This window comes from Flavobacterium cyanobacteriorum, assembly GCF_002251835.1.
In the GTDB taxonomy this organism is placed as follows: Bacteria; Bacteroidota; Bacteroidia; order Flavobacteriales; family Flavobacteriaceae; genus Flavobacterium; species Flavobacterium cyanobacteriorum.
Genome location: NZ_NOXV01000280.1, coordinates 22,161 through 31,048 on the forward strand (window position 1 = coordinate 22,161; position 8,888 = coordinate 31,048).

Below are 8,888 nucleotides of genomic sequence, written 5' to 3' on the forward strand. Positions count from 1 at the left end.
CAAAGCCGGTTTATTATGTTCATGCTGACTGTACCATATTTTCCCGTTCCTCGCGGGCCTGGTGCTCTTTTACTACGTTTACCACATCGGTTATCCGGTCGGTCAGTGCCACTACAAGGTCGCCTTCTTCGGCGATTTCTATGGCGTGGCGCATCGCTTCGGTCTCTTCGCCCACATATTCGTGGGTTACTCTTTTTTCGCAGCAGTCCAGCCCTTCAACCAGCAGTTTATGGATCTCTTCGGCAGGCCTTCCGCGCAGGTCGGCATCCTGGCGCAGTATCACATGGTCAAACATGCGGCCGGCAATGAGGGCGCATTCTTTTATATCTTCATCCCGGCGGTCGCCAATGCCGCAAATAATCCCGATTTTGCGCCTGGCGCCCACGTTCTTCAGGTAATCTTCCACGGCAAGGTAGCCGTGCGGGTTGTGCGCATAGTCCACAAGGACGTTAAACCGCCTGAATTCAAACAGGTTAAGCCGCCCGGGTGTCTGCTCAAAGCCCGGCACGAATGATTGCAGCGCGGCAGCTATCTGCTTGGTAGTAAAGCCCCAGAGGTAGGCACCGAGCGCTGCCGCCATGGCATTGGCTATCATGAATTTTACCTTGCCGTCAAGCGTTACAGGCACATTGCTCACGTTGATGATGCGTATCTTTTTATTCCCCTTTTTTATGGTGATGTAGCCATTTTCAAAAACAGCCACTGTTTTCCCCTCGCTGCAAAAGCGCTTTATATGTTCATTTTCCTCATCAAGGCTGAAGAAGGCTACGTTGCAGTCCAGTTCATCAGTTATATTTACGCATTGTTCATCTTCGGCATTGAGTACGGCCCAGCCGTCCCGCTTTACGCTGCGCACCACTATGCTTTTTACTTCGGCAAGGTCTTCGAGCGTATGTATATCGTTGAGCTCCAGGTGGTCTTCCTTAATGTTGGTAATAATACCTATATCACATTGGTCATACCCCATACCTGAGCGGAGCATACCGCCGCGTGCGGTTTCGAGTACTGCAAACTCAACCGAGGGATCCCTCAAGATATACTGCGCGCTTGCAGGGCCGGTAGTGTCGCCTTTTTGATGCAGTTCGCCATCAATGTATATGCCATCGGTAGTGGTGTACCCGGTTTTATAGCCTGAGGTTTTGGCAATGTGTGCCAGCAGGCGTGTAGTAGTGGTTTTTCCGTTAGTGCCTGTAACGCCTATTACCGGGATGCGGCTTTCGGTACCTTCCGGGTAGAGCATATCAATTACAGGGGCTGCCACATTACGCGGCCTGCCTGCAGTAGGGGCCAGGTGCATCCTGAAGCCCGGTGCGGCATTAACCTCTATAACCGCCCCGCCGGTTTCTTTGATGGGATGCTCCAGCGTTTCGGCCATGATGTCTATCCCGCATATATCAAGCCCTATTACTTTGGCTATCCTTTCCGCAAGGGCTATGTTAGCCGGATGAATAGTGTCGGTTACATCCTCTGCGCATCCGCCGGTGCTGAGGTTAGCTGTTGATTTCAGGAACACAATTTCGTCTGTATGAGGGACAGAATCAAGCGTATGCTGCTGTTTCTTCAGCATTTCTTCCGTATCCCTGTCTACTTTTATCTTTGTCAGCACATTGGCGTGCCCGTTGCCCCGCCTTGGGTCGGCATTTACTTCTTCTATAAGCGTTTTTATGGTATCAACCCCGTTTCCTTTCACGTAAGCTGGCATCCGCTTTGCCGCGGCTACATATTTATTATCAATAACCAGTACCCTGAAGTCGTGGCCTTTAATGTACCGTTCTACAATCACGGTGCTGCTGTACAGTTGTGCAAAAGCCAGCGCCGAAACTGCTTCATCCCATGTGGTTATATTTATGGTCGCGCCTTTCCCCTGGTTGCCGTCCAATGGCTTGATAACCAATGGGTAGCCAAGTTCATCTGTGATATCCTTCAGTTTTTCCACACTATTGCAAACACTGCCTTTTGGTACGGGCACGGATGCCATTTCAAGCAGTTCTTTAGTCCGTTTTTTATTGCAGGCAATATCTACCGCCATTACATTGGTCTTGCAGGTTGTAGTAGCCTGGAAACGCATTTGCCGGTTGCCGTAGCCCAGCTGTATCATGGAGCCGCTGCCGATACGCATCCAGGGTATGCCCCTTTTTTCTGCTTCGGTAACAATGCTTTTAGTGCTTGGCCCAAGGCAGTTATATTCACAAATTTCCCTTAGTTTTTCTATGTCATCTTCAATAGGGTATGGCATGCCTGCTATAAGTGCTTCGGCTATCCTTACGGCTGCCTTTGCGGCATAAATACCGGCTTCTTCGTCAGTATAGGCAAACACCACATTGTAGACACCTTTTTCGTAGGTGGATCGGGTGCGGCCATAGCCTGTTTCCATACCTGCCAGTTGTTGTATCTCGAGGGCTATATGCTCTATGACATGGCCCATCCAGGTACCCAGTTCCACACGCAGGAAAAAGCCTCCGCGCTTATCCTCCGAACATTCGTGCTCTACCATCGTGGGCAGCAGTTGCTGCAGCCTTTCCCTAAAACCCGGTATCCTGTCAGTCGGGTAATATTCCATCTCCTCAAGGTCCAGACGCATCTGGATAAGCTTCTTCCTGTAATTGCTCCAGACATTCGGCCCGCGCAATACCTGTATTTTAACGATTTTCATAGTGTGTAGGATGTGTTGTCTTTCAGTAGGATTTTATGTGGTTGTTTACTTATAATATAAGCCCGGAACTGTTCCGGCTTGTTTAGCGACCTTATATGGCGCTTGTATTGGGCAAAATAAATGCGGGTCTTGCCAAATTCAATAAACATTAGCAAAACTTTATAATATTCTTTAAAAAGCGGACGTAACTATATTATAATTTTATCCTGCAAACCAAATTCTTAAATAAATCATAAAAACGTTAACTTTTAAACCATGGCAGTAAAAGGCAAGCTGATTATTATAGGCGGGGCAGAAGACAAGGGTACGCCCGATGACAAAGGAAGAATGGATAATGACACCGCAGTTGACGATTATTATGAGAACGGAATCCTGCGAAGGGTTATCGATGAATCTGTGAAAAAAGATAAGTCCCGAATTGAAATACTTACCACGGCTTCAACCGTGCCTGAAGAAATAGGGGATGACTACCGGAAAGCTTTTAAAAGGCTGAATGCTGAGAATACGGGTATCATAAACATAAAATCAAGAGAAGGCGCCCACGATGAGGAGTTACTGAAACGCCTTTCTAAAGCCGATATTGTTATGGTAACCGGAGGCGACCAGATGCGGCTTACTTCGATACTGGGAGGTACGCCTTTCCTCAATATGATGCAGGAAAAGTATTTTAAGGAAGATTTTGTCTATGCCGGCAGCTCGGCCGGTGCGGCTGCGGCTTCAAACAATATGGTGTTCCAGGGGACCAGCGATGTTTCCCTTTTTAAAGGCAAGGTGCGTGTAACCAGCGGGCTTGGCTTTATAAACAATGTTATTGTAGATACCCACTTTGTTACCCGTGGGCGTATAGGCCGCCTGCTGCAGATTGTGGTGGCCAACCCCCGCCTGCTGGGCATAGGCCTTGAAGAAAACGCGGCCCTGCTGGTTACTAATGGCAGCAAGATGGAAGCGATAGGCCCCGGAATGATAATGCTTGTGGACGGGCGCTGCATTGCTGATTCTAATTTTAATGATATTGATGACGGTGAGGCTATATCTATAGAAAATGTGGTGGTGCACGTGATGAGCAAGTACGATATTTATGATTATAAAAAGCATAAACTCATTATTGACCACCGCAACGACAGGGATGAATAAAATGGCGCTGTCTTTTGTTTAGGGTTAGCCGGGGGTAGGGCCTGCGACGGCAAAAATACTCAGGCGCTTGAGGCATAGCCCCGATAGCAGCGGCATCCTCCCCGCCGCCTGCTTTCGCGGCGGGGAGATAGAGCGAATAGCGGGCCCTGGCCTATACGGATATGGCCTGAAAGATTCTGCTTCAGGAAAAAAATCTGTATGAAATTTTAATTGTTGTACAGCAGCGAAAAAAAAACCGCCTGTTTATGAGGCGGCTGTAGTTTTAATTCTGGATGAATTCTTCGTTTTCCTTATCGAGGTAGCGCTGCACAATTTCGATAGCATTGGCCACAACATCGCTGAGGGCTACGATGTAACTGCCTTCGACAGCATTGTTTATGGCGTGTTTTATGGCATCGTTTTCGCGCGGGATCATCTCGTAGGTAACGTTGCGCCCTGCTTTTTCAATCCCCCGGATTATCAGTGCGTTGATGTTTTCGTCCGTACGCCCCCGTAAATGTTTATCCTGGCGTATGATGATGTGGTCAAACATGCGGGCAGCGATGGTAGCGCATTCCATAATATCTTCGTCACGGCGGTCGCCTACACCGGCTATAATGCCTATTTTCCGGGTGGCCTCCACATTCTGTAGAAACTCCTCAACCGCTTTATATCCTGCCGGGTTATGGGCAAAGTCAATCAGTACCCTGAACTTCCGGAACTCGAAGATGTTCATACGGCCCGGAGTCTGGGCGGCACCCGGGATGAATGTGTTGAGTGAAAGGCAGATGTCATCAGTTTTAAAGCCCCACAGGTAGCTTGCCAGCGTGGCGGCCAATACATTGGCAATCATAAATCTGGCCCTGCCCCCAAGGGTAAGGGGTATGTGAGATGCCTTGTCAATCCGTATTTTCCATTCGCCTTTTTTTATGGTAACATAGCCTTCTTCATATACGGCCGCAATACCGCCTTTTTTAGTACATTCGTGGATGACAGGGTTGCTCTCGTCCATGCTGAAATAAGCAACGTTGCAGTCCAGGTCTTCTGCGATGCGCACACATTCCGGGTCATCAGCATTTAGCACGGCCCAACCGTCTTTTTTGATGCTGCGCACCACTACGCTTTTCACGTTAGCAAGGTCTTTCAGGGTATGCACATCATTTAGCCCCAGGTGGTCCTCTTTGATATTGGTGATGATACCTATGTCGCACCTATTGAAACCTAAGCCTGACCTCAGGATGCCCCCACGGGCAGTTTCGAGCACGGCAAACTCAACCGTAGGGTCTTTGAGTATATATTCGGCGCTTAATGGGCCGGTAGTGTCGCCTTTGTCCAGCATATGGTTTTGCACATAGATGCCGTCTGATGTTGTGAACCCTACTTTGTAGCCATTGTTTTTTACGATGTGTGCGGTGAGGCGTGTAGTGGTTGTTTTCCCGTTGGTTCCCGTTATGGCGATGATAGGTATGCGGCTTGGCTTGCCTGGAGGGTACAACATATCAAGCACCGGCGCGGCCACATTGCGCGGCAGGCCTTCGGCAGGGGCAAGGTGCATCCGGAAACCCGGGGCGGCATTGACCTCGAGTACTACGCCGCCATTTTCTTTGAGCGGCTGTGTGAGGTTTTCTGCCATAATATCAATGCCACATATATCCAGCCCTATAACACGGGCAATCCTTTCGCATATAAAGATGTTTTCGGGGTGCATTTTGTCCGTCACATCCACTGATGTACCTCCTGTGCTGAGGTTGGCAGTCGATTTAAGGTACACAACCTCACCGTCTTCGGGGATGGTTTCGAGTGTATAGCCTTTTTTGGCGAGCAGGTCTTCCGTATCTCGGTCAACGGTTATTTCCGTCAGCACATTCTCATGCCCGTAGCCACGGCGGGGATCCCGGTTTTCGGTATCAATAAGCTGCTGTATGGTATCGGTGCCGTTTCCTTTTACGTGTGCAGGCTCACGTTTTGCAGCAGCCACCACTTTATTATTGATGACCAGCACCCTGAAGTCAAAACCGGTAACAAACCGCTCTACAATGACACGCCTGCTGTATTTTTTTGCAAATTCCAGCCCTTCAAGAGCATCTTCATAATTAGTTACATTTATTGACGCCCCTTTGCCGTGGTTGCCGTCAAGGGGTTTTATGACTATAGGGTAGCCTATATCATCAATTATTTCCTTCAGTCCTTCTTCAGTACTGCAAATGCTGCCTTTAGCCACAGGTATTGATGCAGCGCTGAGCATGCGTTTGGTCAGTTCCTTGTCACTGGCCATATCTACGGCAATATGGCTTGTTTTGTCGGTTATGGTAGCCTGGAAACGCACCTGGTTTACGCCATAGCCCAGTTGCACCAGCGAGTTGGTACCCAGCCTTATCCATGGGATGTCACGGGAAATGGCCTCTTCAACAATGCTTCCTGTACTTGGCCCGAGCCTTACGCGTTCGCGTATTTCCTTCATCCGCTGTATATCAGCCTGCACATCATATTCTTCCCCTTTTATGAGCGCTTCGGCTATGCGTACGGAGGCTTCCGCGGCATAGATGCCGACATTTTCTTCCACGTAGCTGAACACTACATTATAAGTGCCGGGTGTTTTGGTTTCCCTGGTACGCCCGTAACCTGTTTCCATTCCGGCCAGGGTTTGTATCTCAAGAGCTATATGCTCAATCACGTGGCCCATCCAGGTGCCGGTTTCTACACGCTTAAAAAAACCACCCCTTACACCCTCTGAGCAACGGTGGGTAATCAGGGACGGCAGCATGGCCTCTATCCGTTCCCTGAAGCCTTCAATTTTATTGGTCGGGTACTGTTCCATTTCTTCAAGGTCGAGCCGCATCTGGATGAGTTTTTTTCGGTAGGTACTCCAGATGTTTGGCCCCCGCAGGGCCTGTATCTTTAAGATTTTCATAGGATGTTAATATTCTTATGGTTAATGATTTGTTTTTGGTTTTTTTAGTGTCAGCGCAATATAATTGCCGTGTGATTTTTATGTTTAGAAAATTACTTAAAAAAATATTCAAATTGCAATGCTTGGTAATATTTTTTAGATATAATTAGATAAAAGGCTGTTTTGAAAGAAAATTTTTATTATAGATTGCCATTTTTAGCTTTTTAACTATTTTTGCTGCATGAATATAAAAGGAAAATTAGTTATTATTGGCGGCGCAGTAGATAAGGGAAGCTTTACCGAAGCTTCTTTTGACAAGAACATTGCCAATAACCTCAACTTTTTCGAGAAAGGGATTTTAAGGAGGATAATCAACGAATCAAAGCACCACGAAGATTCGCGCATTGAAGTCATCACTACAGCATCGGTGATACCTAAAGAGGTGGGCCCGCAATACGTTAAGGCATTTGAATACCTCAAGGCAAAAAATGTTGGCCTGCTGAACATTGAACGCAGGGAGCAGACCAATGACCCGGAAATACTGGAGCGTATGCGCGCTGCCGATGTGGTAATGTTTACCGGCGGAGACCAGCTAAGGCTTACTTCAATACTCGGAGGTACAAAACTGCATGACATTATTCTTGACAAATTCAGGAATGAAGAGTTTATTTATGCGGGGACATCGGCCGGTGCGGCGGCGGCATCCAATAATATGATCTACCAGGGCAGCAGCCAGGAGGCGTTGCTCAAAGGCGAGGTGAAGATAACCAGCGGCCTCAGCCTTATACAAAATGTAATTATCGATACACACTTTGTGCAGCGTGGCCGTATAGGGCGACTGTTCCAGGCTGTTGTGGGTAATCCGAGAGTTCTTGGCATTGGCCTTGGGGAAGATACAGGGCTGCTCATAACCAGCGACGGACGTATGGAAGCCATTGGTTCCGGGCTCGTGATACTGGTAGATGGCAGGAATATTGCCGATACCAACCTTACACAGGTGGAAATGGGGCGGCCAATATCTATAAACAACCTGACTGTGCACGTAATGAGCATGTATGACACGTATGACCTGAACACCCACAGGATGGACATCCATAATTCACAATATGCTTCAGAGCTCATCATCCCGGCAGAGGCTGATGATGACAAGAAGCCCCAGGCAGAAGATTTAGAATAATGGTACGCCCTCTGTGTTTTTGCGAGGGCGTTTATTTTTGTGAAAGTTTGTTGGGGCTTACAGTTATTTTATGGCGTAACCTTATCTTTATAAAAAGCAATACCCAATTATGAAAATTATTATACACGGCGGTTTCTTCAGCGAATCATCTACAGACGATAAAATGAAAGCCGACAAGCAGGAAGCGGTTAAGGCTATTGTGACGCAGGCATATCATTTTCTCCGCAACAATTCAGCGCTTGATACTGTTGCCTACGCTGTTTCACTTCTGGAGGATAACCCGTTGTTCAATGCCGGTACGGGCTCCCAGATACAAAGCGACGGCAAAATCCGGATGAGCGCTTCAATAATGGATGGGCAAAGCAAAAAGTTTAGTGGGGTTATAAACATTGAAGAGGTGAAAAACCCTGTTTTTGTAGCCGAAAAGCTCATGGCTTATGATGATAAGGTACTCGGTGGGGAAGGTGCGATACACTTTGCCCGTGTAAACGGCTTTGATGCGTATAGTACAGAAACACCGGAGCGCCGGGCCGAATTTGAGAAAAAACTTGCCGCTAAAGGTACGGGAACCGTTGGGTGTGTAGCGCTTGATAAGGATGGCCGGCTTGCTGCGGCAACCTCTACAGGCGGTAAGGGTTTTGAAATGGTGGGGCGCATATCAGATTCGGCTACTGTAGCCGGTAATTTTGCCAATGATTACTGCGCGGTCAGCTGCACAGGCGTAGGGGAGGACATAGTGAGCAATGCCACAGCCGCTAAAATAGTGACCCGTGTAACCGACGGGCTGGATATTAAAAAAGCCTTTGAAAAGACCTTTGAAGAACTTAAGCCTTACGATGGATTTTGCGGTGCTATAGCTATTGACAGCAAAGGGAACATCTTTCACCGGGACTCGCACCCCACAATGGTTTTTGCCAGCTATGATGGTGAAGCGTATGAGGTTTTTGGGTAGTCCATACTACCGGCACTTTTTCTTCTGAGCCGGTTGCATTTTCTTTTATATCATTTTTTTGGGCGTGTCCCTTCGGGCCGGGCTTTCCGCTGCAAGTCCTCAT

Annotated in this window: 5 protein-coding genes; 3 read left to right on the forward strand and 2 right to left on the reverse strand. The window is 48.0% G+C overall.

Features of this window, described 5'->3' with window-relative positions:
• Positions 1-19: 19 nt before the first annotated feature.
• Positions 20-2,653: a cyanophycin synthetase gene (cphA, locus tag CHU92_RS10580; protein WP_094415369.1), complete on the reverse strand. Its 2,634-nt coding sequence runs from the start codon at positions 2,651-2,653 to the stop codon at positions 20-22.
• Between the two features lie 255 nt (positions 2,654-2,908).
• Between cphA (CHU92_RS10580) and CHU92_RS10585 the strand changes: the two genes are divergently transcribed.
• Positions 2,909-3,787, forward strand: coding sequence for a cyanophycinase (locus CHU92_RS10585; RefSeq protein ID WP_094415371.1), 879 nt, complete (start codon positions 2,909-2,911; stop codon positions 3,785-3,787).
• 262 nt (positions 3,788-4,049) lie between these two features.
• Here CHU92_RS10585 and cphA (CHU92_RS10590) read toward each other — a convergent pair whose 3' ends face one another.
• On the reverse strand, positions 4,050-6,677 hold the full coding sequence (gene cphA, locus CHU92_RS10590; RefSeq protein WP_094415373.1) for a cyanophycin synthetase: 2,628 nt from the start codon (positions 6,675-6,677) through the stop codon (positions 4,050-4,052).
• A 220-nt stretch (positions 6,678-6,897) separates the two neighbouring features.
• On the opposite strand from cphA (CHU92_RS10590), the gene CHU92_RS10595 reads away from it, so the two are divergent.
• The gene (locus CHU92_RS10595) at positions 6,898-7,833 is read left to right on the forward strand and encodes a cyanophycinase (protein WP_094415375.1); all 936 of its coding nucleotides are present in this window, start codon (positions 6,898-6,900) and stop codon (positions 7,831-7,833) included.
• A 109-nt stretch (positions 7,834-7,942) separates the two neighbouring features.
• The gene (locus tag CHU92_RS10600; protein WP_094415377.1) at positions 7,943-8,785 is read left to right on the forward strand and encodes an isoaspartyl peptidase/L-asparaginase; all 843 of its coding nucleotides are present in this window, start codon (positions 7,943-7,945) and stop codon (positions 8,783-8,785) included.
• Positions 8,786-8,888: the final 103 nt, after the last annotated feature.